Raw genomic sequence first — 26,657 nt, forward strand, 5'->3', positions numbered from 1 at the left:
TTCCCCTCCCGCTATAAACGCGGCCGCTGACCGATCGCCAGTTGCAGCTGCGTGCTGGCGATGGCCACATCGGCGCGCGCCTGCAGATAGCTCTGCCAGGCCTCATCGGCCGAACGCTGCGCGGCCAGCCATTCCAGCAGCGAAGCACTGCCTTTGACGTAGGACAGGCGCATGCCGTCGACCACCTTTTGCGCATCGACCAGCACGCCGTCGCGGTAGCGCGCCAGCCTGTTCTGCGCCGCGCGCAGATGCAGCTGCGCCGCGCGCACGTCCGTTTCCGCTTTCAACTCGGCCTGGCGCAAGGCCAGCATCGCTTGCGTGACGCCGGCCTCGGCCTGCACCACGTCGCCCTTGTCGCGCCGCGACAGCGGGATGGGGATGGCCAGCGAGATGGACAGCGCGCGCGAACGGGGCGCGCCGTCGACGGGATTGCCGCTGCCATCGATGCCATCCGCATAGCCGCGCGCGGCGGACAGCCCCACCGTCACGGTGGGATCGACGGCGCGGTTGGCGCGCACCAGCGCCGCGCCATCGCGCAGATTGTCCAAGGTGGCGCGGGCGATGCGCACGTCGCTGCGCGCTTCGAGCGCCTGCGGCACGAGGGTGCCGGTGTCGCCGCCCGCAAAGGCGCTGAAGTCGCAGGCCAGCTGCGCGTCGGGAAACAGCGCATCGAACTGGCGCCCCAGCGGCGGCGACAGTTCCAGCATGGCGCTGTCGGCCTCGCTGCGTGCCTGCGCCAGCTCGGCCTGGAACTGGTCGCGTTCCACGCGCGACTGCAGCAGTTCGATGCCGCCCACGTCGCCCGCCTTGCGCCGCACCACGTTCGCCTCGACCACTTTCGACAGGGCCGCCATGGTGTGCTCCTTGCGCGCCAGTACCTCGCGCGTGCGGCACGCTTCCGTGTAGGCTGCCGCCGCAGTGGCGTACAGTTCGCTCCTGAAGCCGGCCACCGTTTCCTCGGCGACGGTGACATTGCTGCGCGCCGCCTTTAAGCGTGCGGCGCGCTTGCCGCCCGTCTCGATGGCCATGCTGATGGCCGGATTCCACGTGATGGGGCGGTGCCCGACGCTGCGCACCGTCTCGCGCGCGGCGCCCAGGGTCAATTCCGGATCGGGACGCAGGCCGGCGATGCCGATGCCGGCCTTGGCCGAGGTGATGTCTTCCTGCTGCGCCTGCAGTTCCAGGCTGTGCGTTTCCACGGCGCTCAGGTAGGTGTCGAAGCTCAGGGGCGCGGCGAAGGCGCAGGGGGCGATCAGCCAGGCCGCCAGCATTTGATTAAAACGTGTCATGGGTTTCTCCTTCGGTATCGGTCTGGCGTTTTTGCAGGTGCGCTTCGATCAGGTAATACAGGGCCGGCAACAGCAGCAGGGTCAGCGCCGTCGCCGTCACCAGGCCGCCCACCACCACGGTGGCCAGCGGGCGCTGCACGTCGCTGCCCAGGCCAGTGGCCAGCATGGCGGGCGTCAGGCCCAGCGCGGCCACGGTGGCCGTCATCAGCACGGGGCGCATGCGGTCACGCGCGCCTTCGAGCACGGCATCGCGCAAACTGCGGCCTTCGTCGGCGCGCAGGCGGTTGATCTGCGCCAGCATCAGCACGGCGTTCAACACGGCCACGCCGAACAGGGCGATGAAGCCGACGGCGCTCGAGACATTCAAGGTCATGCCGCGCAGGTGCAGCGCGGCCAGGCCGCCGAGCATGGCCAGCGGCACGGCCAGCAAGACCAGGGCCGGCTGGCGCAGGTTGCGGAACTGGCCGAACAGCAGCAAAAACATGGCGCCCAGGGTCATCGGCAAGATGATGGCCAGGCGGCTTTGCGCGCGCTGCAGGTTTTCAAACTGGCCTCCCCATTCGACGCCGATGCGCTGGTGCTCGTCGGCGACGGTCCTGGCCACCAGCGGGCGCGCTTCGGCCAGGAAGCCGGCCAGGTCGCGTCCGCGGGCGTTCAGGCGCACGATGATATGGCGCCGTCCCATCTCGCGCACGATCACGCTTTCGCCCGAAGTGGTGCTGATCTGCGCCACCTGCGCCAGCGGCACCTTGGCGCCATTGGCGGCCGTCAGCATCAGGCTGGCGATGGCGTCCGGACTGGAACGTACCTCGGCGGGGAAGCGCACGGCGATGTCGTAGCTCTTCTCGCCCACGTACACCTGGCCGATGGGCGCGCCGCCGATGCCGGTGGCAATCAGGTCGGCCACGTCGGCCGCGTTGATGCCGTAGCGGGCCGCCTTGGCCCTGTCCAGCTCCACCTTCAGGTTGGGCAGCGGCGGCTCCACGTCCACCGCCACGTCGGAGGCGCCAGGGACAGTCTTCAGGACATTGGCCACCCTGCCGGCGATGGCGCGCACTTCGTCGAGGTCGTCGCCGAATATCTTCACCGTCAGGTCGCTGTGCGCGCCCGACAATTTATCCTGCACGCCGTCGATCATCGGTTGCATGAAGGCCACCGTGACGCCGGGCATGCGGGCGAAGCGCTCGCTCATTTTGGCGATCAGCTGCTGCTTGCTCATGCCCGACTGCCAGCTTGTATAGGGATGCAGGCCCACGCTGGCCTCGACGTGCGACGGCGTCCAGTAATCGGTGCCGTCGTCGTTGCGCCCCGTCTGCGTGACGATGGTCGACACTTCCGGGAACTCCAGCACGGCGCGGCGCAGTTCGCTGGCCATCTCCGACGCCTTGTCCAGGGTGATCCCGGGCGGCATCTGCACTTGCAGCCACAAGGAACCCTCATCGAGGTACGGTAAAAAGTCGCGCCCGATGCTGCCACCCAGGATGGCAAGCGCTGCGAGCGATCCCGCGCACACCATCGCCACCCAGCGCTTCCTGCCGACCATGCGCTCGAGGAAGCGTCCGTACGCGGCCGCCAGCCGTTCCAGCGCGCGGTTGTGGAAGGTGCGGCGCGGCTTGCGCAAGGCCAGCCAGGCCAGGCCCGGAATCAGCACCAGCGCCACCACCAGCGCGCCCACGAGCGCCGCGCCCACCGCATACGCCATCGGCGAGAACAGCTTGTATTCGATGCGCTGGAAGGCGAACAGGGGTAAATAAGCGGCGATGATGACGGCCATGCCGAACATGATGGGGCGCGCCACCTGCAGGGTTGCCTCGATCGCGTCCTGCAGGGTGAGGGGCCGCTCCTGCTCGCGCTCACGGCGGCGCAGCATGTTTTCCAGCACCACCACGGAACCGTCGACGAGGATGCCGAAGTCGATCGCGCCCAGCGACAGCAGGTTGGCGGGAATTTTAAAATGGTGCATGAAGATGAAGGCGATCAGCAGCGCCAGCGGAATCGTCAGCGCGACGATGGCGGCCGCGCGCGGGCTGCCCAGGAACAGCAGCAGCACCAGGGCGACCAGCAGCATGCCTTCACCCAAGGTGTAGCCGACCGTGTGCAAGGTAGCGTCGATCAGCGCGCTGCGATCCAGGTAGGCGACCACCTTGACGTCTTTCGGCAGCAGATTGTTATTCAGCTCGTCCACGGCCGCATGGATGCCGGCCAGCGCTTCGGACGGATTGAAATCCTTCAGCAGCAGGGTGATGCCTTCGATGGTGTCGGGGTTGTCATCCTTGCCGAGGATGCCGCGCCGCTCCACGTTGCCGTAGGCGAGCTTGCCCAGGTCCTTCACCAGCACGGGCACGCCGTTCTTGCTGCTGACGACGACGTTGCCCAGGTCGTCCAGCGAATGCAGCAAGCCCACGCCGCGCACCACGTACGATTGCTGGCCGCGGTCGATCACGCTGCCGCCGCCGCTGATGTTGTTGGCGTTGATGGCGTCCTTCACCTGCGCCAGCGAGAGGCCGTAGCTGTCCAGTTTTGCGGGATCGAGTTCCAGCATGAATTGCGTCGTCAGACCGCCGAAATTGCTGACGTCGGCCACGCCGCGCACCTGCTGCAGGCGCGGTATCACGGTCCAGAACTGCAGCTCGGACAGTTCGCGCAAGCTGCGTGATTTCGATTCCAGCGTGTAGCGGTAGATCTCGCCCGTCGGCGAAGTGTAGGGATCGAGGCCCGGCTTGGCGTCGTACGGCAGGTTCACGCTGGCCAGGCGTTCCTGCAGCCGCTCGCGCGTGAAATAGCCGTCGCTGCCATCTTCGAACACCACGGTGATCAGCGACAGCGCGAACAGGCTGCGCGTGCGCAGCACATGCATGCCGGGTGTGCCCAGCAGGGCGCGTTCCAGCGGAATGGTGATCTGCTGCTCGATTTCCTCGGCGCCCAGGCCCGGCACCTGCGTGACGATCTGCGAAGTGACGTCGGCGATGTCGGGATAGGCCTCGATGGGCAGCTGCTTCCAGCAGTAGACGCCGTAGACGGCGACGAACAGCAGCACCAGCCAGACGATGCCGCGCCGCTGGCAGCAGGTGGCGATGAAACGGTCAATCATTGAGCAGCACTCCTTCCTTGACGACGATGCGTTCGCCCGCTTTCACGCCGGCGAGGATTTCCACCTGGTCTCCATGGCTGGCGCCCACCTGCACCACGCGCGCCTCAAAACGCAGCGGGCCGCGTTCGACCATCACGCGCGTCACCAGTCCGCTTTGCAGCAGCGCCGCCGCCGGCACCATCAGGCCGCGCCGCGTGGCGCCGGCGAAACCGGCGTGGGCGAACATGCCCGGCTTGAAAATGCCGCTGCGGTTGTCGACGGCCACGCGCACCTTGACGGTGCGCGTCTCGGGATCGAGCACGGCGCCCACATAGGCGACCTTGCCCTCAAAATCTTTGCCGGGCCAGGCGTCGAGCGTGATGCGGGCCGTCTGGCCGACGGCCACCTGCGCCAGGTCCCTTTCGGCCACGCTGGCCGACAGCCACACGGTGGACAGGTCTGCCACCGTCATGACGGGCGCGTTGATATCGTTCCAGTAGCCGCCCTGGGCGCCGTCCATGGCGATCACGGTACCGGCGATCGGCGAGCGCAGGACGTAGTCGCGGCGCGAGCCGCCGGCGCTGGCGCCGTACTGGGCCAACTTGTCGGCGCTGGCCTGCGCATCGCTATTGGCTTGCTCGAAGGCCGCCTGGGCTGCCTCGTACTCCTTGCGCGCGGCGATTTCCGCCTCGAACAGGGTTGTCTGGCGCTGCAGTTCCTGGCGCGCCTGCAGCAGGGCGGATTTCGCCTTGCTATTGTCCGCGTGCGCGGCGCTCAGCTCCGCCGAATCGAGGGTGAACAGGGCATCGCCGGCCTTGACGCTGTCGCCCAGCGCGCGCTGCAGGCGCGTGATGCGGCCCGACAGGGGCGGCGTGATTTTCACCAGCTTTTCCGGCATGGCTTCGATGCTGCCCGGCGCCTCGGTCTGCGTGGCGATATCCTGTTCCTGCACGGGCGCGATCTGCAGGCGCTGGCGCAGTGGCGACGTTTTCGGCACCGTGATGGTGCCGTCGTCCTGCTGCGTCGCTTGGGCGGGCGGCGTGGCCGCTGGCGTCGGTTTGGCGCAGCCGGCCAGGGCCGAGCAGGCGAGAGCGAGGGCGCAGCTGGCGCCCAGGGCGTTGCGGGTGGTCGTGTTCATCCCGTGTTTCCTTGTTATTGATGGTGATGGGGCATGCGTGGATGCCGTGCCCAGGCGGGCGGTCAGAGGGGAGCGCGGGCAGCGATATGACAGCGCCGGAAAAGCATAGCAATGTGCTCCTGAAGAAGCGCCCAAGAACGCCTGAATCATTCTTCAGGTTCGGTGCGCGCAGGCGACGGCGCGGTAAAATGCCAGCATGGAAAACAGGGCGCAACGGGAAAGGCAGGCATGAGAATCCTCCTGGTGGAAGATGACCGCAAGGCGGCGCGCCTGCTGGCGCGCGGCTTGCAGGAAGAGGGCTTCGTCGTCGACGTGGCGCACAGCGCGGAAGAGGGCGAGGACGCAAGCTACGCTGTCGCTTACGACTTGATCGTGCTCGACTGGATGTTGCCGGGCAAACAGGGCATCGACTTTTGCCGCGATTTGCGCGCGCGCGCTATCCAGACGCCCGTGCTGATGCTGACCGCGCGCGACGCCACGGCCGACCGCGTGGCGGGCCTGAACATGGGCGCCGACGATTACCTGACCAAACCGTTCGAGTTCGAGGAACTGCTGGCGCGCATCCGCGCCCTGCTGCGCCGCTCCGACATCAGCCGCCCGCTGGTGCTGGCGCTGGCCGACCTGACGCTCGATCCCGTCAGCCACCAGGCGACGCGGGCCGGTGCGCCGCTGGTGCTCACTCCCAAGGAATATGCGATTCTGTTGATTCTGTTGCGCCAGGCGGGCGAGGTGGTCAGCCGCGCGCGCCTGGCCGAGCAGATCTGGCAGGCTGACCTGATCGGCATCGACAACCTGATCGATGTCCACGTGCGCAACCTGCGGGGAAAAGTCGATGTGCCGGGCTTGCCGGCCTTGATCCACACGGTGCGCGGACGTGGCTTTCGCCTGGCGGACAACGACGGTGGCTAGCTTTCGCAAACGCCTGCTGCGGGTGCATCTGGCGGTCATCCTGGTCATCGTCGCCTGCACGGCGCTGGCCGGCTACTGGGGCCTGTCGCGCGCCGTGCATGGCCAGCTCGATGCGGCCCTGCTGGCGCTGGCCGAGACGGAAATGGCCATGCTGCCGGCCGCGCCGCGCCAGCCCGTGCAGGTGCACGAGGTGGCGCCGGGCCTGGCGCCGCCGTCGTTGACGCGGCTCGACCGCCTGGTGCAGATCATCGACGGCGAAGGCCGCGTGCTGGCGCGCAGCCGCAACCTGGAGGCGGCGCAGCTGCCGGCGTCACCCATCCTGCTGGCGCGCCTGGCGGCCGGCGAGACCATTTTTGAGACCCTGCCGAAGTTCGGCGACGAGCCGCTGCGCATGGTCTCGATTCCCGTCCCATCGTCCGGCTTGCACCTGGCGGTGCAGGTGGCCGGTTCGCTCGATGACGTCAACCACGTGCTGGCCGCGGCCACCGTGCTGTTTGGCGCCATGGCGCTGGCCTTGCTGGCCGCCGTCGGGCTGGCTGGCGAAATGCTCACGCGTCGCGTGCTGGGCGCCATCGACGACGTGGTGGATCAGGCGCATTCGATCGGCGAAGCCAGCCTGCACCAGCGCCTGCCCCATCCCGGCACGCAGGACGAGATCGGACGCCTGGTCGATACCCTGAACGCCATGCTGGAGCGCCTGGAGCACGGCTACGATGCGCAGCGGCGCTTCACGGCCGACGCCTCGCATGAATTGCGCTCGCCCCTGTCGCGCCTGCGCACGGAAATCGAAATCACCTTGCGCCGCCCGCGCGAGGCAGCTGAATATGTCGACGCGCTGGCGTCCTGCCTCGATGAAGTGCAGCGCCTGACGACCCTGGTGGAAGAATTGCTGATGCTCACGCGCCTGGACGTGGGCCAGGAGCGCAATGTCGTGGAAACCATCGCACTCAATCCGCTCGTGCAGGCGGCCGCGCAGCGCCTGGAAAAGGCGGCGGCGCAGCGCGGCATCCGCATCGTCTTCGATGCCGGCGTGGTCGTGCACGCGCGGGTGGCGGCCGGCCCGGTGGACCTGGTGCTGGCCAATCTGCTCGATAACGCCGTGAAGTTTTCGCCGCCCGGCAGCAGCATCAGCGTGCATGTGGCGCGCGAGGGCGAGCATGCGCTGGTGGGTGTGAGCGACGCGGGACCGGGCATCGGCGTGGAAGACTTGCCGCATCTGTTCGAACGCTTTTACCGTGGCGCCCGGGCGCGCGCGGGCGAGGCGCCCGGCTTCGGCCTGGGCCTGGCCCTGTCGCAAGCGATCGTGCACGCATACGGCGGCAGTATCGAGGCGCAGAACCGTCCGCAAGGCGGCGCGCTGTTCCTCCTGCGCCTGCCCGCTTCAAGCTGAAGGCGCCACGCCTTCCCAGCGCACTTGCCGCACTTGTGGCCAGGCGCCCGCGCGGTTGACGAAGCGCACCAGCACGGCGCGCTGCACGGCCTGGCACAGCACCGTGGCGATCAGCTGCACCACCTGCCGGGCCGCGTCCCAGCTGCGCAGCATCTGCGACGGCGCCAGGCCCGCGCCTTTCAGTTCGGCCAGCAGCAGGCGCACCACGTGGTCGGCCTGCGCGGCCGGACAGGTGACGGTCAGGCGGTAGGTGGCGACGGCCGGCCCCCGTGGTACGAACCACAGCATCCATTTTTTCATCATCACACTCCCCGCTCGGCGACAAATTCCGCGTTGTTGACCAGCGCCCAGCGCACGGCCGAGACGCTGCCTTCCAGGCTGACCTGGCTGACGATCTGCTCCAGCAATCCCAGGCTGGACAAGGGCGTGAGCAGGTCGGCGCGCACTTCGATGCGCCCGGCCTGCGCCGCGTCCTCGCTGTGCAAGGATTGCAGCATCAGCGCCGGCATGCCGCTGATCAGGCGCAGCATCAGCTTGCGCACCTGCACTTCCTGCTCCGCCTCGCACACGGCCGTGACGCGGTAGATGCTTTCCGTCTCGATGCCCGCTTCGCTGCCGTGCGCGTTGATGCGTTGCGCCAAGTGGCGCAGCACCAGGTTGGCGACCAGTACGAAGCCCGTGCCGATGGCCGCTTCCAGCGCAAAACCGAGGCCGCACAGCACGCCGATGGCGGCCGAGCACCACAGGGTGGCGGCCGTGTTCAGGCCGCGCACCGTCATGCCTTCGCGCATGATGACGCCGGCGCCCAGAAAGCCGATGCCCGACACCACCTGCGCGGCGATGCGCAGGTGGCCGTCGGGATCGCCTTCGAGCACGGAGACCATCACGAACAGCGAGGCGCCGACGGAGACCAGCGCGTTCGTGCGCAGGCCCGCCATGCGCTGGCGCAGCTGGCGTTCGGCGCCGATCATGGCGCCCAGGGTCAATGCCGCGGCAACGCGCAGCGCAAAATCAAATACCACCATCAGTTTCTCCCGGCTGGGGAGGAACAGGCGAGTGCAAGGCGAAGACAATTCGCCCCGAAAGGGGGCAGCAGACGATCACGGTGGAACGATGAGGAGGGGAAGTGGCGGCGAATGGACATCGCCGCTGGTAAAACCGCACCTTGCCGAGGGCAGGGCGGGCGGAATGCGCGCGTCTTGCCTAAGGCCGATCGCCGATGGTCAATCGACTACTGTCACTGGAACAAGCACCCACGAGTCACTCCATATCATTGATAACGGGGGACAGTCTAGCCAGTGGGGCCGCTTTGGTCAACTGAAGCTCTCTTCAGGAAGCCGCCGCGTCGTCCCCGCCAATGCGGGGACGGTGAAGGCGACCGGTAGAAACTTAATGGGCTGCGGGTGCCTGGTCAGCGTCGGCATGGGCATGCTCGCCGCCACCGAAAAAGCGCGCGGCGCGCTTGCCCAGGCTATCCAGATAGGTGTAGGCGACGGGCACCACCACCAAGGTCAACAGGGTCGAGGTGATGACGCCGCCGATGACGGCGCGGCCCATCGGCGCCTGCGATTCGCCGCCGTCGCCCATGCCGATGGCCATCGGCAGCATGCCGAAGACCATCGCCAGGGTCGTCATCAGGATGGGGCGCAGCCGCACTTGCCCCGCTTCCATCAGCGCCTCGAACTGTCCCAGGCCCTCGCGCTGGCGCTGGTTGGTGAAGTCGACCAGCAAGATCGCATTCTTGGTGACCAGGCCCATCAGCATGATGAAGCCGATCACGGAGAAGATGTTCAGGGTGCTGCCCGTCATGAGTAGGGCCAGCAGTACGCCGATCAAGGAGAGCGGCAGCGACACCATGATGGCGATCGGCTGCAGGAAGCTGCCGAACTGCGATGCCAGCACCAGGTAGATGAAGATCACGGCGATCCCCAGCGCCATCATCGCGCCGCCCATGGTCTCGGCCATCTGCTGCGCATTGCCGGCCACGTCGAAGCGCACGCCCGGCGGCAGGTCGATGGACTTGATGGCCTTCTGCACGTCGGCGTCGACGTCGCCGGCAGGGCGGCCCTGCACGCCCGCATAGATGGCGACGCGGCGCTGCAAGGCCTGGCGTTTCAGCACTTGCGGGCTGGAAGACGGCACGAATTCGACCACCTGGCGCAGCGGAATCATGACCGGCTTGCCGTTCGCATCGAGTTTGCTGGACGCCAGCGACAGGTCGGCCAGGTCGGCCACTTTCTGGCGGCCCGATTTGGGCAGCTGCACGTTGACGTCATAGTTTTGCCCGTCGGACGCCAGCCAGTGGCTGACCGTGTCGCCAGCCACGAACGGCCGCAGCGCATTGCCGATCTGCTGCACCGACAATCCCAGGTCGCTGGCCAGTTCGTTGTTGATCTTCACGGTGGTCGACGGATTGGCGCCTTCCTGGCTGTATTCCATGTCGGCCAGGCCCTTGATGGTGCGCATCTTGTCCATCAGGCGGTGCGCCACCGCATCGAGCTTGCCTTCGTCGGTGCCGAGGATGGCGATGAAGATGGGGCGGTTGCCGACCGACAGGGTGATGCCGGCAATCGGCGCCAGGCGTTCGCGGATCAGCTTTTCCAGTTCCTGCTGCGAGCGGCGCTTGTGCGTCTTGATGTCCGTCAGCTTCAGGTTCACTTCGGCCGCGTTGCGTCCGTCGGGCGTGCCGATATTGGCCACCAGGCTGTCGATTTCGGGAAATTCCTTCAGCGCCGTTTCGATCTGGCGCACCTTGGAATCCGTGTATTCGAGGCTGGAGCCGACGGGCGTCTTGAAGCGCAGGTTGACCCAGCCCTGGTCCGTTTCCGGGAACATCTCGCCGCCGATCATGGGCACGAGCATCAGGCTGCCCGCGAACAGGGCGAAGGCGGTGGCCAGGGTGGTCTTGCGCCAGCGCAGGGCAATACCCAGTACCTTGCCATACCAGACGTGCAGGCGGTCGATGCCCGTCTCGATCCAGGCCATGAAGCGGCCCAGCCACGGCGCATACTTGAAGCGGTCCTTGACGGGGTCGCGCCAGACGGATGACAGCATGGGGTCGAGCGTGAAGCTGACGAACAGCGAGACGAGGACGGCGACGGCCACGGTGATGCCGAACTGCAGGAAGAAGCGGCCGATGATGCCGTCCATGAAGGCGACGGGCACGAACACGGCGACGATGGCGAACGTGGTGGCCATCACGGCCAGGCCGATTTCATTGGTGCCGTCGTTGGCCGCCTGGTAGTGGTTCTTGCCCATGCCCAGGTGGCGCACGATGTTTTCGCGCACCACGATGGCGTCATCGATCAACAGGCCGATGCACAGGGACAGCGCCATCAAGGTGAGGAAGTTCAGGGTGAAGCCGAAGGCCTTCATGGCGATGAAGCTGGCCAGCACGGAGATCGGCAGGGTCAGGCCCGTGATGATGGTCGAGCGCCACGAGTGCAGGAACAGGAAGACGATCACCATGGTCAGCACGGCGCCTTCGATGATGGTGCGCTTGACGTTATTGAGCTGGCTTTGCACGCGTTCCGATTCATCGTCCAGCACGCGCAGGGTGATATCGGGCGGCAAGGTCTTTTGCAGGTCGGCTGCCACTTTCAGGATGCCGGTGCCTACTTCGACCACGTTGGCGTCCTGCACCTTGGTGATTTCCATGGTCACGGCCTGCTGGCCGTTCATGCGCGAGATCGACAGCTCTTCCTGTTCGCCGTCGACCACGGTGGCCACCTGGTCCAGGTAGACAGGGCCGACGGCGCGGCGCGCGACGATGATCTTGCCGAATTCGCGCGCATCCTTGATCTTGCCTTCCACGCGCACCAGCTGCTCTGCCGCGCCATGGCTGATCGAGCCGGCTGGCAAATTGGTATTCGTCGCCTGAATGGCGCGGATGACTTCATCGACGCCGATGCCCTGGGCATTGAGTTCGATCGGCTTCATGCTGATGAGGATCTGGCGCGCGCGCAGGCCGCGCAGCTTGACTTGTCCCACGCCGGCCACGCCCTGGAAGCGCTTGCTGATGATCTGCTCCGTCATGGTCGACAGCGAACGCAGGTCATGCCCGGTGGAGGTGAGCACGATGGTGGCGATGGGGCGCTCGTTGTCGCCTTCGGCGCGGGCGATGAACGGGTCCTTGGCTTCCTTCGGAAAGCGCGGGCGCACCAGGGCCACCTTGTCGCGCAAGTCCTGCATGGCCTTGTCCATATTCGTCGACAGCTCGAATTCCAGGTACACGCCGGCGCGTCCTTCCCACGAGTTGGCGCGGATGGTCTTGATGCCGCTGACGGTGTTGACGGCGTCCTCGATGGGGCGCGTGATGTCGTTTTCCACGGCTTCCGGCGAGGCGCCCGGGTAGTTCACTTCAATGGCGGCGAACGGAAACTGCACGCTGGGCATGCTCTCCACGCCCAGGCCCCGGTAGGAGAAGATGCCCAGCACCACCAGCGCCACCATGACCATGGTGGCGAAGACGGGGTTTTGTATACTGACTTTGGTCATCCACATGGCTTAATCCTTCCGTGCCAGCACGGCCGCCGGTGTGGCGGGCGTGGTGGGGGAGGTGGCTGGCGCGGCGAAGGTCACGCTGTGGCCAGGTTTCACGCCATCGAGCTTGGCGATGATGACTTTGGCGCCCGGCACCAGGCCGGACGTCACTTCCGCATAGCCTTCATCTTCGTTGCGCAGTCCCAGTGTGACGGGCTGGGCGACCACCTTGTTGTTCACCAGCGCATACACGACGGGGCCCTGCTTTTCATTGCGCACGGCCGTCAACGGCACCAGCGGCGCCACCGGCGAGCGCTCGGTGACGATGCTGCCCTTGGCGAACATGCCGCCGCGCAGGGCGCCATCGCCATTGTCGACGGCGATGTAGACCAGCATGGCGCGCGAGCCGCTCTCGGTGGTGGGGTTGATGCGCGTGACCTTGCCGGCGAAGTCGCGCGCGCCGAAGCCGTCGACCTTGAAATGCACGTCCTGGCCCAGCTTGATGCGCGGGATGTCCGCGCTGGGCACGGGCGCTTCCAGGGTCAGCTGGGCCAGGTTGACGATGGTGTAGACGGGCATGTCGGGCGAGGCTTTTTCGCCGGCCTGCAGGTGGCGCTTGCTGACGATGCCGGCCATCGGTGCGCGGATCACCGTGTCGGCCAGCGCGATGCGGGCGATATCGAGCATGGCGGCGGCGGACTTGACGTTGGCGCGCGCCAGGTCGACCGTGTTTTGCGTGGTGTCGTAGGCCGTCTGCGAAATGTATTTTTGCTTGAGCAGGGCCTGGCTGTTCGCTTCATTCTTGGCCGCCATCGACAGGCGCGCCTGCGCTTCGTCGAGCATGGCTTGCTGCTGCGTCAGGCGGGCGCGCAGGTCGGCCGCATCGAGGCGCACGAGGATTTGCCCGTTGGCCACTTGCTGGCCTTCCTGCAAGGTCGTTTCCTGGATGACGCCGGAGACCTTGGCCTTGATAGTGGCCTGGGTCACGGGCGCGAGCGAACCGGACAGGGGCAGGCTGATGGCCAGCGCGCGCGCAGCGATGGCGGCCACGTCGCCCTGCGCCAGTTCATGCACGGGGGATTTTGCCTGCTGCTTCTTCTTGCTCGCCTGCAGTTCGGCAGCCTTGGCTGCCTGTTGTTTCGATTGCATGACGGTCCATCCGCCGCCGGCCAGACCCAGGACCACGAGGATCAGCACGGGGGTGCGCCAGCGCCGGCGGCGCGTGGCGGCAAGGGGAGAGGCGGGGGGCAGGGTCTCGTTTTTCATAGGTTTTTTTGGTCAGGAGCGGCGCAGGGGTTCGGCGCCAGGTCTCGGTGCGGACCCGGCCTGTCGCTGGCCGGGGGGAATTCGGGTAGCGCATCGCCGTGGCGGCCGCAGGCAGCACGCCTGCCGCTGCGGCCGTTCACGGCGATGCGCATGTTGCCACTTTAGGAAGATTCAAGTGCTGCCGCCAGCGCCGTGCGACAGATTGCACAAAATCGGGGCTGGAATGCAAAAAACGGCGACCGAAGACACTGCCAGCATGCCTGCCGCGCACGTCACGATGCTTGCGCATCCTCAAGAAGCCGATTCGCCGGCGCGCAAGAATGGTCGGGATGGTTGCGCCACCGGACAGGCCATTCGCCCGCCGGTTGCCGCGCGGCCGCGCCACGGGGGGCTGGATGTCTGATCGGATTGCCGGAGCCGCCCCGTCGCCGGGCCGTTTGCTGGCCGCTGCCGAACCGCAGGCGGGGCCGGCCGCCAAGGCATTGGACTTGCTGTCCATCATCGTCGCCGCCGTCGAACAGGCGCCTGGTCTGGCCGTGCGTGGCATCGACCGCGATGGCATCGTGCGCTACTGGAGCTTGGGGGCGGCGCGCCTGTATGGCGTGGCGGCCGAGCTGGCGCTGGGCCAGCCGTGGGCCAGGGTGGCCGCTTCGCTGCCGGATGCCGCCAGCCTGGCCGAGGATGTCTGCGGCGAACTGGCGGCCGTGTGGGAGAGCGGCAAGGCGCGCGGCATGCGCCTGTGGAAGCTGGACGCCGACGGGGCCGCGCCGCGCTGCATCTGTTCCACCGTGTTTCCCGTCATCGAGTCCGGGCGTGTGCGGCAAGTGGTGTGCCTCGATGTCGACATCACGGCCAGCGGCCAGGATGGCGCCGCGCAGGGTGCCTTGCTGCTGATGGGCGACAATTTTCGCCAGCTGTACGACAAGTCCGCCGACGCCATCGTATTGCTGCGCGACGAGTACATCGCCGAAGCCAATCCCGCCGCTATTGCCCTGTTTCAATGTGAAGACCGGCCACGGCTGCTGGGGCGGCGCCTCAGCGACTTTTCGCCGCTGCGCCAGCCCGATGGCGTATTGTCGTCGTTGCGCGGCACGCAGCTGGCGGCGCAGGCGCACGCCGACGGCAACTGCCGCTACGACTGGCGCTATCAGACGTGCGCGGGCCAGCTGTTCTGGGGCGAAGTGCTGCTCACGTCCGTCACGCTCGACCACACCTATCTGTTTTACGCCGTGATCCGCGATATTTCCTCGCGCAAACTGGCCGAGCGCGACCTGTACCTGTCGATGCAGGTCATCGAGCATGCAAGTGTAGCCATCGTCGTGCTGGACCCGCAGCAGCGCGTCGTCAGCATGAATCCCGCGTACAGCGACATCAGCGGCTACAGCCTGGACGACATGCTGGGCAAGCCTTTCGTTCAGCACGGCGTGGAGCCGGATGCGCTGGCGTTTTTCGAGCACGTGTGGGACGAAGTCGAGGCCAACGGCTATTGGCAAGGCGATATCGCGGGCCAGCGCAAGGCGGGCGGACGCTACCCGGCCTGGCTGTCGCTGACGGCTATCCGCGACAGCCAGGGGCAATTGAGCAATTACCTGGCCATCCTCAGCGATATCAGCGAGCGCAAGAAAAACGAGGAGCACACGCGCCACCTGGCCGAGCACGATTTCCTGACCGACTTGCCGAACCGGGTGCTGCTGCTGGACCGGCTGTCGCTGGCGCTGGCGGCCGCGCGGCGCAAGCTGAGCATGCTGGCCATCCTGTACCTGGACCTCGACCACTTCAAGCACATCAATGACAGCATGGGCCACCACGTGGGCGATTTGCTGCTCAAGGAAGTGGCGCGGCGCCTGGTGCGCTGCGTGCGCGGCGTCGATACCGTCAGCCGGCATGGCGGCGACGAGTTCGTCATCATCCTGGCCGAGGTGGGCGGCATCGACCAGGTGGCGCATGTCGCGTCCAGCCTGCTGCACGCCGTCACGCAGCCTTATCAGCTGGGCGAATATGAGCTGCAGGTGTCGACCTCGATCGGCGTGGCCATCTTTCCCAGCGATGGCGACAGCATCGACACGCTCGTGCACAACGCCGATATCGCCATGTACCATGCGAAGGAAAGCGGGCGCAACAATTTTCAGTTTTTCAATGCCGAGATGAATGCGCAAATCGTCGAGCGGGCCAGCCTGGAGCAGGGCTTGCGCGCCGCACTGGGCCGCGATGAATTCGTGCTGGAATTCCAGCCCGCGCTCGATGTGGCCAGCGGGCAGATAATCGGTGCCGAGGCGCTGTTGCGCTGGCGCCACCCGCAACTGGGCGTGCTGCCGCCCGAGCGCTTCATCGCCGTGGCCGAGGAGTGCGGCTTGATGGTGTCGATTGGCAACTGGGTGCTGCAGCAAGCGTGCCGGCGCGCGCGCGCCTGGCATGATGCGGGCCAGGCCTGGCGCGTGGCCGTGAACCTGTCGCCGGCGCAATGCCTGCACAATAATTTATTGCTCAGCGTGCAAGAGGCGCTGGCCGCGTCGGGTCTGCCTGCCGCCTGCCTGGAACTGGAAGTGACGGAGTCCTTGCTGATGAAGGGCGGCGCGCGCCTGGCCGGCGTGCTGGCGCAGCTGCGCGCGCTGGGCGCCAGGCTGGCCATCGACGATTTCGGCACCGGCTATTCGTGCCTGGCCAATCTGCGCCATTACCCCGTGGACAAACTCAAGATCGACCCATCGTTCCTGCCGGGGGCGCCGGATGGCGGCCTCGCCGACACGACGGTCGCCGCCACCATCATCGCCATGGCGCGCGAGCTGCATTTGACGGTGATTGCCGAAGGCGTGGAAACGGCGCAGCAGCTGGCCTATCTGCGGGGGCAGGGTTGCCAGCAATACCAGGGACGCTATGCCAGCGCGCAAGTCGAGGGCAGTGCGCTGGCGAAGTTGCTACATTAGTTATTGAGCTAGTCAATGTTTCCCAGCAGCTTGATGCGCGCCAGCACCTGGCCATGGTCGGAGGCGTGCGGCAGGCCCAGCAGCAAATGGTCGTTGAGATAAGTCACTTCCTGCAGCACCCCGATGGCGCGCGGCGAGGCGGGATGAAAATGCTCGGATACGAGGATGTGGTCGATCGTCATGTAGGCGCTGTCGTGGATATTCGTGTAGCCCGCGTGGCGCGCCGCATCCTGGCGCAGGGCGATGGCGTTGGCGTCGTACAGGCGTTCTCGCATTTCCATGCCGGGTTCGCACGGTGCGCCCGCCCCCATGACGATGGCCGTGGTGACGGCATTGGCGATGTCGTTGAAGTCGCCAAGCACGATGCGCGGACGGCTGCTGTGGCCCAGTTCGCTTGCCAGCACGCGCAGGGCGACGGCTTCCGCGCCGCGCCGCTGCAGCGAGCGCAGGTTGGCCAGTGCGTAGCTGGCCGCATCGTAGCCGTCGCCATGGCGGTAGTCGGGCCGGCGCGATTTCAAGTGCACCACGACCACATCCGTGAGTTGTCCGCCAGGCAAGATGACCTGCACGTGCAGGGGAGCGCGGGCGAAGCGGCAGGTAGTGTCGTCTGCGGACACGCTCACGCCGGCCGGGAAATTCGTCCATGCAACACCGGCGCCGGCCAGCGGCAGGCGCGACACCAGCGCCACCGTGGGCAGCATGCGTCCGGCGGCGTCCATCGCATCGTGGCCGGCCAGGGTGGCTGCGCGGTAATGGCGCGTGCGCGACAGCACGTCGCGCAGGGCCGCTTGCGAGAAAATTTCCTGGAAACCGATCACGTCGGCGTCGAGCAAGTCGATTTGCCGCGCCGTCCATTCCGCCTTGGCGTCGTATTGCGCCGGGCTCAACGGTTCCAGGTTGTCATACAATTTCGCCCCGGCGGGGGCAAGGTTGCAGACATTGAATGTGGCAAAGCGGATTTCTTGCTGCATAATTAGCACTCCTCACTGAACGATCAGCGTATCACGCATGGCTAAAAAAGAGCATATTTCCGAAACCCAGGCGACGCAGCTGCTGCGCAAGCATCACGTTGCCTTCGATGAACACCCGTATCCATACGAGGAGCACGGCGGCACCAGCGTCTCGGCGCGCGAGCTGGGCGTGCCCGAGCATGCGGTGATCAAGACCCTGGTGATGCAGGACGAGGCGGCCAAGCCGCTGATCGTGCTCATGCATGGCGATTGCAAGGTGTCGACCAAGAACCTGGCGCGCGCCATCGGCTGCAAGTCCGTCGAGCCGTGCAAGCCCGAGGTGGCGCAGCGCCATTCCGGCTACATGATCGGCGGCACTTCGCCGTTCGGCACCAAAAAAGCGATGCCCGTGTACGTGGAGCAATCCATCCTGGCGCTCGAACGCATCTATATCAATGGCGGGCGGCGCGGTTTTCTCGTCTCGCTGGCGCCGCAGGTACTCATGGATTTGCTCAATGCCAAGCCGGTGCAGTGCGCGCTGCAGGATTAAGGAAATCGTCCAAAGCCTGTTGCGGGGCATGGAGCATGGTGTATATTCTGCTGCGCCAGCCTCGACGCTGGTGTAATAAACATAATAAAGGGAAGAAATGAATCCAGTAATCACAACCGTGGCAATGACAGTGGCCGCTTACTTGCTCGGCTCGATATCGTTTGCCGTGGTGATGAGCAAGGTCTACGGCATTGCCGATCCGCGCACCTATGGCTCGAAAAATCCGGGCGCCACCAACGTGCTGCGCAGCGGCAACAAAGGCGCGGCCGTCATGACCCTGCTGGGCGATGGCGCCAAGGGCTGGCTGGCCGTGTTCCTGGCCGACCATTTTGCCAGCGCCCTGGGCGTGGGTGACACGGCCGTGGCGCTGGTGGCCATCGCCGTCTTCCTCGGCCATCTGTGGCCCGTGTTCTTCCGCTTCGTCGGCGGCAAGGGCGTGGCCACGGCCCTCGGTGTGCTGCTGGGGATCAATCCCTGGCTGGGCCTGGCGACCCTGGCGACCTGGCTGATCATCGCCTATGCGTTTCGCTATTCCTCGCTGGCGGCGCTGGTGGCGGCCCTGTTCGCGCCGTTTTACTATGGCTTGCTGTTCGGCGTCGATCCCATCTTGCTGGCTGTCATCGTCATGAGCGTGCTGCTGGCCTACCGCCACAGCCAGAACATCGCGAACCTGCTCTCTGGCAAGGAAAGCAAGATCGGCGGCAAGAAGGACGCGGCCAAGGCGGCCGGCAAGAAGAAGTAAGCGCTTGATTTCCCGCGGCCCGCACGCATATGCTGTGCTTGCGGCGCCGCGCGGTGCGGCCGCCACCGACTCGCGCAAAGGCTGCCCACCATGAGTTCCACTCCCGCCACACCCGTTCCCATCCGTATCGACTTCGTTTCCGACGTTTCCTGCCCCTGGTGCGTGATCGGCCTGAAAGCGCTGGAGCAAGCCTTGGCCAAGCTGGACGGCACCGTCCAGGCCGAGATCCACTTCCAGCCCTTCGAGCTGAACGCCAATATGCCGGCCGAAGGCGAGGATATCGGCGAACACATCGCCCGCAAATACGGTTCCACCCCGGAACAGATGGCGCAGTCGCGCGAAGCGATCCGCGCGCGCGGCGAGCAGCTGGGCTTTACCTTCGCCATGGACAAGCGCGGCCGCATCTACAACACGTTTGATGCGCACCGGCTGCTGCATTGGGCCGGGCTCGAAGGGCGCCAGAAGGCACTCAAGATGGCGCTGTTCGATGCGTATTTCACGCAGGGCCAGAATCCGTCCTCGCACGAGGTGCTGCTGGCCGTGGCCGGCAAGGTGGGGCTGGACACCGTGAAAGCGGCCGAGGTGCTGGCATCGAACGCCTATGCGGACGAGGTGCGCGCGCAGGAGCAGTTCTACCAGCAGAACGGCATCAACTCGGTGCCTGCCGTCATCATCAACGAGCGCCACCTGATTTCCGGCGGCCAGCCGCCCGACGTGTTTGAGCAAGCCTTGCGCCAGATCATCGCTGGCGCTTGATCCGGGCGCCAATGGCGCGCGCCATGGCGGACTTTTTGCGCTACACTCGGCGCAGAAGGAGGATAGTCAAATGCCAACAGCCAGCTGGAATGGCGCCGTCATCGCGCAAGCCACCGACGATCAGGTGCAAGTCGTTGAAAACAATGTGTATTTTCCTTTAACGGCGGTGATGCAGGAGTACCTGCGTCCCAGCAGCCACACCAGCATCTGCCCGTGGAAGGGCACGGCCAGCTATTACGACCTCGTCGTCGATGGCGCCGTCAATGCCAACGCCGCCTGGGTTTACCCCCAGCCCAAGGATGCCGCCAGGCAAATTGCCGGCCACGTCGCCTTCTGGCGCGGCGTGAGCGTCGAGCGCTGACCTGACTCCCCCTATTTCCTGACCAAGAAAGCAGACGATGGATTTACGCCTCGCCGTGTATCAACTCGCCTCGGCCCATGCGCTCGATGCCCAACAAACCCGGCAGTTGCAGGAAGTGGCCGGCTTCCAGCGCGAACCGGCGCGCCTGGCCTACTGGCTGCCGCGCGGCGTGGCCGTGCTGGGCGCCGCGCTGCTGGGCATGGGCTTGATCTGCTGGGTCGCCGCCAACTGGGAAGAGCTGGGCCGCATGGGCCGCTTTGCCCTGCTGCAAGGCGTGTTGGCCGCCGCCTGCGTGGGCGCCTTCGCCGTGCCCAAGGCGAGAGTCCCTTTGTTGCTGCTGGCCTTGCTGGCCATCGGCGGCCTGTTCGCGTATTTCGGCCAGACGTACCAGACGGGCGCCGATCCGTGGCAGCTGTTCGCCCTGTGGGCCGCGCTGGCCTTGCCCCTGTGCCTGGTGGCGCGCAGCGACGTGCTGTGGACGCCGTGGATGCTGATTTTTTCGACGGCCGCCGCCTTGTGGATGCAGGCGCATGCGCACCACAGCTGGCGCATCGACTCGGCCGACTTGTCCATTTTCGTCAGCGGCTGGCTGGCCGTGCTGCTGGCCTGTGCGTTCGTCTCGCCCCTGCTGGCGCGCTGGACGGGTGCGGGCAGCTGGGCCTTGCGCCTGGGCCTGGTACTTGCCACCATCCTCATCACGGGCACGGCCGTCAGCGCCCTGTTCGGCAGCGAGGTCGGGTCGCCGTACTGGGCCGGGCTGGGCTTGCTGGCCGTTGCCGGTACGTTGCTGGCCACGAGTCAGTTCTTTGACGTGTTCGGCCTGAGCGCCGTCGCGCTGGGCCTCAATACCCTGCTGGTGGGAGGATTGATGTACCTGCTGTTCAACGGTGGCGGCGGCAGTGATGTGGGCAAGCTGATCATGCTGGGATTGGTCGCTGCCGTGCTGCTGGCGCTCACCGTGCAAGGCATTTTGTGGCGCACGCGCCAGGAGGCGGCATGAGCAATATCAACAGTCAGCGAGCCGATGCGCTCGCCACCCTGATCGACGACGCCACGCGCGCCGGTTTGTTGCCGTCGGGTACCAGCCGTCCCGTGCAGGATGTCCGGCCGTGGCCGTTGGTGCTGATGACGGCCTTCGGCGCCTGGCTGGCCGCCATCCCCCTGGTCCTGGCGCTGGGCGCGGGCCTGGAAAGTATCGTGCGCCACGGTCCCGGCGCGTATATCGTGGCCGCCATCGTGCTGCTGGTGTCTGTGCTGCTGATCCGCATGCGCGGCGTGCCGCTGTTTGTCGAGCAGCTGGCCGTGCCCTGCCTGCTGGTGGGCGGCAGCTTGCTCGGTTATGCCCTGTACCGCGATTGTTCCACGCAGACGGCATCGCTGCTGCTGTGCCTGGCCTGCCTGATGGTGGCCGCCGCCTTGCCGCGCGACTGGCTGCGCGTGCTGCTGGGACTGGTCGCCTGCGGTTTGCTGGGACTGGGCATCATCGATAGCACGCGCGACTGGATTTTCGAGAACGACCCAACGCAACTGTATCTGGCCTGGATGTTGGCCCTGGCACTCTGGCTGGGCGCGCACTGGCTGCAGAAGCAGGCCTTCAACGATGGGCGCGGCGCGCCCGTCGCCGCCTTCCTGGAATCGCTGTCGACGGGGTGGGTCCTGGCCATCTTGCTGGGACTGGTCTTCTGGTCCGGCATGACCTTCATGCTGGGTGGTGCGCTGGGCGGTGGTGTTGCCGGCGACGTGGCGCGCGAAGTGACCCGGCACCAGACCGTCGCCTGGTATGCGCAGGCGTTAAATGGGGTGTCGCTCGTGCTGGCTACGGCGGCGGCCGTCTGGACGGGATGGCGCTGGCCGGCCTTGCGCCAGTTGCCCGCCATCGGCGTGGCGCTGGTGCTGGTCGTGCTGGCGTGGTTCATGCCAGCGCTCGGTCCCGTGCTGCTGATCCTCGCGTATTGCGTGACGAGCGGGCGCACGCGCGTAGCCGTGGCGGCCGCGCTGGCGGCGGCGTGGATCATCGGCAGCTTTTATTACCAGCTGGCCTGGCCGCTGGCCAGCAAGGCGGCGCTGCTGGCCGTGGCCGGCGCCGTGCTGTGCGCCCTGTCGTGGCTGGCTACGCGCGGCGCGGTGCTGCATCTGGTGGAAAGCAAACCATCGGGCGTGGCGGCCGAACATCGCGCCGTGCGCCTGGGCGTGCTGGGGGGCTTGCTGCTGGTGCTGCTGGTCGCCAATGGCGGCATCTGGCAGAAAGAGCAGCTGATCGCCAAGGGGCAAGCCATCTTCGTGGCGCTGGAACCCGTCGATCCCCGTTCGCTGATGCAGGGCGATTACATGCGCCTCAATTTCGTCAACCTCGGCGTGCTGAGCACCCTGGCCAGCGTGGACAGGGCGCCAGGCCGGCCCCTCGTGGTGGCCAGGCGCGATGCGCGCGGCGTGGCAGAACTGCTGCGTCCGTACACCAAAGAGGCGCTGGCGCCCGGCGAATTCCTGCTCGAACTGACGCCGAAGGATGGTAACTGGGTGCTGGTCAGCGATGCCTGGTTCTTCAAGGAAGGCGAAGCGGCGCGCTGGGAAAAGGCCCGCTATGGCGAGTTCCGCGTGCTGCCCGATGGCCGCGCCTTGCTGGTGGGCATGCGCGGCCCGCAGCTGGAAAAGCTGTAGCGCAAGTAGCAACGCAAAAGCGCGCCGGGGCGGGCATCCTGTAAAATTGCCCGATGGATAATATTACGCATTCGGTCATCGGCCTCGGGGTCGGTGAACTGCTACACCGCAGCCTGCCGCCCGAGCCGCACCCCCCCGCCCAGCGCACCCGGCGTGCGCTGTTTCTGTTTACGGCCTGGTTTGCCAGCAACGCGCCCGACCTGGACCTGGTGCTGACCAAGCTGCTGCCGCGCCCGTTCGGCTATATGCTGCACCACCGTGGCCATACGCACACCTTGCTGCTGGCCTTGCCGCAGGCGCTGCTGTTGCTGGCACTGCTGTGGCTGCTCTGGCCCGGCGCGCGCCGCCTGCTGAAGGACAGCGTACCTGCCCGTATCGGCCTGGCGGCCTGTCTGCTGCTGGGATTCTGCTTGCACATGGGCATGGATTTCCTCAATTCCTATGGCTTGCACCCGTTTTATCCGTTCGACAGCCGCTGGCTGTATGGCGACATGGTCTTCATTGTCGAACCCATGTTCTGGGTGCTGCTGGGCGTGCCTGTGATCATGTCCTTGCGCTACGGCATCGTCAAAAGCGTGCTGCTGGCCGCCCTGGCGGCGGCCCTGTGTTTCTTCACCTATCAATCCTACCTGGCGCCTGCCTCGCTGGCTGTCTTGCTGGGGCTGGGCGTGGTGCTGGCCGTGCTGCAAGGCCGGGCCGGCGAGCGGGGACGGGGAGCGCTGCTGCTGGCCTTCGCGCTGGCCGCCACCTTCATCGGCACGCAGGGCGTGGCGTCGGCCATCGGCCGTACGCGCATCGAGGCGGCCGTACAGCGCCTGGACCCCGGCACGCGCGTGTGGGACGTGGCGATGACGGCGTTTCCCAGCAACCCGCTGTGCTGGATTTACGTTTCGCTCGACAGCAAGACCGACGTGTACACGCTGCGGCGCGGCACGTTGAGCCTGCTGCCCGAGTCGCTGGCGCCCGCCGCCTGCCCGGCCGGGCTGGTCGAAACCAGCAAGCAAGGGCGGCAACTGGCGCCCGGCATCGCCGTCTCCGCGCAGGCGGCGGGCAGCCTGGCCGCCTTGCGCACCTTGCAGGAAGACAATTGCTATGCCGACGCGTGGTTCCGCTTTGCCCGTATGCCCCGCTTGCATGCGGACAAGCTGACGGACGTGCGTTTCAATCCCGACATGCTTCCCAATTTCACCACGGTCGAACTGCAACAGTTCCGCAGCCGCCCGTGTCCCGCCTATGTGCCGGGCTGGGACCGCCCCCGTGCCGACATGCTGGCGCCGCCGAAATAGAGAACGGATGTGTTGCTTTTAGGAAAAAAATATCGCGTGTGGGTCTGCTTCGCCGTGGCCTAGCATGCGACACTACCAATTCAGCAAGAATGATATTTAGTTAGGACTATTTTGGAAGAGCAACACGCCTTACCGTATCTGCGGGAAACCCTGCTGTTTCTCGCCCTGGCCGGGATTTTTATTCCGCTATTGCAACGCCTGAAAGTCAACCAGGTGCTCGGCTTCCTGGCCGTCGGTGCCCTGTTCGGCCCGTTCGGCTTCGGCTTGTGGGCCGGCGATTTCACGTGGCTGACGTATTTTTCGTTTGTGCGTGCCGAGCAAGTCAGCGGCCTGGCCGAGCTGGGCGTGATGTTTTTGATGTTCATGATCGGCCTGGAACTGTCGACGGAACGGCTGTGGGCGCTGCGGCGCTGGGTATTCGGCGCGGGCGTGGGGCAGGTGGCCGTCAGCGCCTGCCTGATCGGCGGCGTGGCGTATTACTTCGGCCTGTCGCTGGAAGCGTCCATCGTGCTGGGCCTGGTGCTGTCGCTGTCGTCCACGGCCGTTGTGATGCAGCTGCTGACCGACCAGCGCTCGCTGCAGACCCCAAGCGGACAGGCGGGCTTTTCCATTTTGATGTTCCAGGATCTGATGGTGGTGCCGCTCTTCATCCTGATCGACGTGTTCGCCAGCGGACGCAGCGACGACCTGGCGTATCTGCTCAGCTTTGCGGCCGTGAAATCGGCGGGCGCCATCCTGCTGATCTATCTGCTGGGCCGCCGCGTGATTCGCCCCCTGTTCCAGTTTTTCGTCAAGAAACGCCAGCCGGACGTGTTCATGGCCCTGACCCTGCTCAGCACCCTGGGCATCGCGGGCCTGACGTATCTGGCGGGCCTGTCGATGGCGCTGGGCGCCCTGCTGGCCGGCCTGCTGCTGGCGGAGACGGAATTTCGGCATGAAGTGGAAGTGACGATCGAGCCCTTCAAGGGCTTGCTGATGGGCTTGTTCTTCATGTCCGTGGGCATGCAGATCGACGTGCGCGAAATCCTCAAGTCGCCGATTCTGATTCCCTTGGCCGTGCTGAGTCTGTTTGCCGTGAAAACCCTGGTCATCAGCGTGATTTTCCGCATCGGCGGCTTTCACTGGGGGCGCGCCGTGGAAACGGGCGTGCTGCTGGGGCAGGGCGGCGAGTTCGCCTTCATCGTCGTCGCGTATGCGCTGGGCACGAAATTGATCGGCCCGCAGGTGGCGCAGTTCGTCATGCTGGTGGTGGGCCTGAGCCTGTTTGCCACGCCGGCGCTGGCCAAGGCGGCGCGCGCGTTCGGCAACTGGTGGGAACGGCGCCACCACCATCAGCTGGCCGACCTGGCGCACGGCGCGCCGCCGCCGCAGGGCAGCACCGTCATCATCGCCGGTTTCGGCCGGGTGGGGCAGTTGCTGGCCAAGGTGCTGACGGAACAGGATATCGCCTATGTGGCGATTGAAAATGATGCGCGCCTGGTGACGACCCTGCATCCACGCGGTTTCCCCGTGTATTTCGGCGATGCGTCGCGCGCGGAATTGTTGCAAAAGGTCAATGCCGATCGGGCTGCCGCCGTGGTGCTGACCATGGATCATGCGGCCTCCGTGTTGCATGCCGTGAAATCGATCCGCCGCGAGTATCCGCAGCTGCCCGTGTATGCGCGCGCCCGCGACGAGGCGCATGCGGTGGCCCTGATACAGGCGGGCGCCACCCTGGTCGTGCCCGAGGCGCTGGAGTCGGCGCTGCAGCTGACGGCCACCGTGCTGCACACGGTGGGCCTGTCGGAAGCGCGCACGGCGGACATCGTGCAGGCCGAACGCGACCGGCGTAATGCCGTGTTGCTGGCCAAGAAGTTGGTGTAGCGCAAACCTTATTGCAATCGTGCGTGTCGCCGTGCTTTGTCAATTATCTATACAATAATAGTATATGAGCACACTACCCACATGAAAGCCGCGACGAAGAGCGCAGCGGCACCCTTGACGCCGCAGCAATTGGCGGCGCAGGAAACGCAGCAAAAATTTGGCAAGCCCGAGCGGGGCTGGCGCGAGCAGGTGTACACCGTCATTTTCGAGGCGGAAACGCGCACGGGCCGCGCTTTCGATCTGCTGCTGATCGCCGCCATCCTGATCAGCGTGACGGTGGTCGTGCTCAGCAGCGTCGCCTCCGTGGCCGAGCGCTATGGCACCTGGCTGACGGCGCTGGAATGGTTTTTCACCATTTTATTTACCATCGAATATTGTGCCCGCCTGTCGTGCCTGCAGCATCCGGTGCGCTACGCCAAGAGTTTTTTTGGCATCATCGACTTGCTGGCTATCGTGCCGACCTACATCGGCTTGCTGTTGCCGGGCGCGCATGTGCTGATCGACGTGCGTATTTTGCGCCTGCTGCGCATGTTCCGTATCCTCAAGCTCACGTCCTATGTGCATGAATACACGGTGCTGGGGCGGGCCCTGCTGGCCAGCCGGCGCAAGATCCTCATTTTCTTGTCTTTTGTCATGATGGTGGTCTTTCTGTTGGGTACTGTGATGTATGTCGTGGAAGGACCGGATAACGGTTTCAGCAGTATTCCCACGTCGATATACTGGGCCATCAGCACCATGACCACGGTGGGTTTTGGCGATATCACGCCGAAGACCGACATCGGGCGCACCATCGCTTCGCTGATGATGCTGCTCGGCTGGGGCATCCTGGCAGTGCCTACCGGCATTATCAGCGCCGAGATGACGGTACAGCGCAGTTCCAAGCTGGTCACCACGCGTACCTGTCCCACGTGCCTGAAAGAAGGGCTCGATGACGATGCCAGTTTCTGCAAGAGTTGCGGCGTCAAGCTGCCGCCGCTGGTACTCGATTGAGCGCCCTCCATTCACCGTATTTTTTCGCATTTA

General features: G+C 65.8%; 20 protein-coding genes. 12 read left to right on the forward strand and 8 right to left on the reverse strand.

Annotation, left to right across the window (positions count from 1 at the left end; genetic code table 11):
- Positions 1 to 11: 11 nt before the first annotated feature.
- The 3 genes from ACP7DW_RS02960 to ACP7DW_RS02970 are packed head-to-tail and all read right to left on the reverse strand — an operon-like array spanning position 12 to position 5,497.
- Positions 12 to 1,289, reverse strand: coding sequence for a TolC family protein (locus ACP7DW_RS02960; RefSeq protein WP_426053483.1), 1,278 nt, complete (start codon positions 1,287 to 1,289; stop codon positions 12 to 14).
- Entirely contained in the window at positions 1,276 to 4,380 is a 3,105-nt protein-coding gene (locus ACP7DW_RS02965; protein WP_426053482.1) for an efflux RND transporter permease subunit, read from the reverse strand. Before ACP7DW_RS02965 ends, ACP7DW_RS02960 begins: the two co-directional genes overlap by 14 nt.
- The gene (locus ACP7DW_RS02970; RefSeq protein WP_426053481.1) at positions 4,373 to 5,497 is read right to left on the reverse strand and encodes an efflux RND transporter periplasmic adaptor subunit; all 1,125 of its coding nucleotides are present in this window, start codon (positions 5,495 to 5,497) and stop codon (positions 4,373 to 4,375) included. The genes ACP7DW_RS02965 and ACP7DW_RS02970 overlap by 8 nt, the downstream gene beginning before the upstream one ends.
- Before the next feature lie 228 nt (positions 5,498 to 5,725).
- Between ACP7DW_RS02970 and ACP7DW_RS02975 the strand changes: the two genes are divergently transcribed.
- Positions 5,726 to 6,406, forward strand: coding sequence for a response regulator transcription factor (locus ACP7DW_RS02975; RefSeq protein ID WP_426053480.1), 681 nt, complete (start codon positions 5,726 to 5,728; stop codon positions 6,404 to 6,406).
- The gene (locus ACP7DW_RS02980) at positions 6,399 to 7,796 is read left to right on the forward strand and encodes a sensor histidine kinase (RefSeq protein WP_426053479.1); all 1,398 of its coding nucleotides are present in this window, start codon (positions 6,399 to 6,401) and stop codon (positions 7,794 to 7,796) included. The genes ACP7DW_RS02975 and ACP7DW_RS02980 overlap by 8 nt, the downstream gene beginning before the upstream one ends.
- Here ACP7DW_RS02980 and ACP7DW_RS02985 read toward each other — a convergent pair.
- The 4 genes from ACP7DW_RS02985 to ACP7DW_RS03000 form a co-directional block, all read right to left on the reverse strand.
- Entirely contained in the window at positions 7,788 to 8,099 is a 312-nt protein-coding gene (locus ACP7DW_RS02985; RefSeq protein WP_426053478.1) for a hypothetical protein, read from the reverse strand. The two genes, ACP7DW_RS02980 and ACP7DW_RS02985, sit on opposite strands and share 9 nt — an antisense overlap.
- Positions 8,099 to 8,818, reverse strand: a complete 720-nt coding sequence (locus ACP7DW_RS02990; protein ID WP_207781108.1) for an MgtC/SapB family protein — start codon at positions 8,816 to 8,818, stop codon at positions 8,099 to 8,101. Before ACP7DW_RS02990 ends, ACP7DW_RS02985 begins: the two co-directional genes overlap by 1 nt.
- Before the next feature lie 367 nt (positions 8,819 to 9,185).
- Positions 9,186 to 12,299 carry an efflux RND transporter permease subunit gene (locus ACP7DW_RS02995; RefSeq protein WP_426053477.1) on the reverse strand — a complete coding sequence of 1,038 codons (3,114 nt, stop codon included), beginning with the start codon at positions 12,297 to 12,299 and terminating at the stop codon, positions 9,186 to 9,188.
- Between the two features lie 3 nt (positions 12,300 to 12,302).
- On the reverse strand, positions 12,303 to 13,544 hold the full coding sequence (locus tag ACP7DW_RS03000; RefSeq protein ID WP_426053476.1) for an efflux RND transporter periplasmic adaptor subunit: 1,242 nt from the start codon (positions 13,542 to 13,544) through the stop codon (positions 12,303 to 12,305).
- Positions 13,545 to 13,939: 395 nt separating this feature from the next.
- On the opposite strand from ACP7DW_RS03000, the gene ACP7DW_RS03005 reads away from it, so the two are divergent.
- Positions 13,940 to 16,468: a sensor domain-containing protein gene (locus ACP7DW_RS03005; RefSeq protein ID WP_426053475.1), complete on the forward strand. Its 2,529-nt coding sequence runs from the start codon at positions 13,940 to 13,942 to the stop codon at positions 16,466 to 16,468.
- A gap of 8 nt (positions 16,469 to 16,476) precedes the next feature.
- Here ACP7DW_RS03005 and ACP7DW_RS03010 read toward each other — a convergent pair whose 3' ends face one another.
- A complete protein-coding gene (locus ACP7DW_RS03010; RefSeq protein WP_426053474.1) occupies positions 16,477 to 17,439 on the reverse strand; it encodes an endonuclease/exonuclease/phosphatase family protein in 963 nt (320 codons plus the stop codon).
- Positions 17,440 to 17,476: 37 nt separating this feature from the next.
- Here ACP7DW_RS03010 and ybaK point away from each other — a divergent pair, with 37 nt between their 5' ends.
- The 9 genes from ybaK (at position 17,477) to ACP7DW_RS03055 (ending at position 26,624) form a co-directional block, all read left to right on the forward strand.
- The gene (gene ybaK / locus ACP7DW_RS03015) at positions 17,477 to 17,968 is read left to right on the forward strand and encodes a Cys-tRNA(Pro) deacylase (protein ID WP_426053473.1); all 492 of its coding nucleotides are present in this window, start codon (positions 17,477 to 17,479) and stop codon (positions 17,966 to 17,968) included.
- Between the two features lie 97 nt (positions 17,969 to 18,065).
- Positions 18,066 to 18,710, forward strand: a complete 645-nt coding sequence (gene plsY, locus ACP7DW_RS03020) for a glycerol-3-phosphate 1-O-acyltransferase PlsY (protein ID WP_426053472.1) — start codon at positions 18,066 to 18,068, stop codon at positions 18,708 to 18,710.
- Between the two features lie 90 nt (positions 18,711 to 18,800).
- Positions 18,801 to 19,466 carry a DsbA family oxidoreductase gene (locus ACP7DW_RS03025; protein WP_426053471.1) on the forward strand — a complete coding sequence of 222 codons (666 nt, stop codon included), beginning with the start codon at positions 18,801 to 18,803 and terminating at the stop codon, positions 19,464 to 19,466.
- Positions 19,467 to 19,536: 70 nt separating this feature from the next.
- Complete coding sequence (locus ACP7DW_RS03030; RefSeq protein ID WP_426053470.1) at positions 19,537 to 19,827, forward strand: DUF427 domain-containing protein; 291 nt, start codon at positions 19,537 to 19,539, stop codon at positions 19,825 to 19,827.
- Between the two features lie 37 nt (positions 19,828 to 19,864).
- Positions 19,865 to 20,827 carry a DUF2157 domain-containing protein gene (locus ACP7DW_RS03035; protein ID WP_426053469.1) on the forward strand — a complete coding sequence of 321 codons (963 nt, stop codon included), beginning with the start codon at positions 19,865 to 19,867 and terminating at the stop codon, positions 20,825 to 20,827.
- A complete protein-coding gene (locus tag ACP7DW_RS03040; protein WP_426053468.1) occupies positions 20,824 to 22,485 on the forward strand; it encodes a GDYXXLXY domain-containing protein in 1,662 nt (553 codons plus the stop codon). The genes ACP7DW_RS03035 and ACP7DW_RS03040 overlap by 4 nt, the downstream gene beginning before the upstream one ends.
- 53 nt (positions 22,486 to 22,538) lie before the next feature.
- Complete coding sequence (locus ACP7DW_RS03045) at positions 22,539 to 23,771, forward strand: metal-dependent hydrolase (RefSeq protein WP_426053467.1); 1,233 nt, start codon at positions 22,539 to 22,541, stop codon at positions 23,769 to 23,771.
- 111 nt (positions 23,772 to 23,882) lie between these two features.
- Positions 23,883 to 25,634, forward strand: coding sequence for a cation:proton antiporter (locus tag ACP7DW_RS03050; RefSeq protein WP_298412962.1), 1,752 nt, complete (start codon positions 23,883 to 23,885; stop codon positions 25,632 to 25,634).
- 81 nt (positions 25,635 to 25,715) lie between these two features.
- On the forward strand, positions 25,716 to 26,624 hold the full coding sequence (locus ACP7DW_RS03055; protein ID WP_426053466.1) for an ion transporter: 909 nt from the start codon (positions 25,716 to 25,718) through the stop codon (positions 26,622 to 26,624).
- Positions 26,625 to 26,657: the final 33 nt, after the last annotated feature.

Origin of the sequence: Janthinobacterium sp. PSRC1-1, assembly GCF_049897525.1 — a bacterium.
Taxonomy (GTDB): Bacteria; Pseudomonadota; Gammaproteobacteria; order Burkholderiales; family Burkholderiaceae_D; genus Janthinobacterium; species Janthinobacterium tructae.